The following is a 525-nucleotide window of genomic DNA, read 5'->3' as shown; positions in this document are numbered from 1 at the left end:
AATGGAAGGCGAAGTTCGGTGGGCTCGAGGTTTCGGATGCCCGGAAGCTGAAGGCGCTCGAGGACGAGAATGCGAAGCTGAAGAAGCTGTTGGCCGAGCAGATGCTGGACAACGCGATGCTGCGGGACGTTGCATCAAAAAAATGGTGACGCCCGCAGCCAGGCGGGATGCCGTGGCGCATCTGTGCAAAGTGCATCAGGTGAGCCAGCGGCGGGCGTGTTCAGTTCTTGGGGCCGATCGGTCGAGCGTGCGGTATCGCAGCGTGCGCCCGGACGATGCCGAGTTGCGCAAGGCGATGAAGGCGGTTGCGACGGAACGCCGTCGGTTCGGGTATCGGCGCGTGCATGTCATGCTGGAGCGGCAGGGCTGGCTGGTGAACCAGAAGAAGCTGCGGCGGCTCTACCGCGAAGAAAGGCTGCAGGTGAGGAAGCGCGGCGGCCGGAAGCGGGCGCTCGGAACCCGCAGGCCGATGCTGGTGCCCGAGCGACCCAATGAACGCTGGAGCCTGGATTTCGTATCGGACGC

At 64.4% G+C, this 525-nt stretch carries 1 pseudogene; it reads left to right on the top strand.

Annotated elements, in window-relative coordinates:
• Positions 1 to 525: pseudogene (locus EU800_RS26200) on the top strand (IS3 family transposase); the annotation flags it as partial.

The sequence above is a fragment of the Tropicimonas sp. IMCC6043 genome, from assembly GCF_004146235.1.
GTDB lineage: Bacteria > Pseudomonadota > Alphaproteobacteria > Rhodobacterales > Rhodobacteraceae > Tropicimonas.
This window is presented reverse-complemented; position numbering and strand designations above follow the sequence as displayed.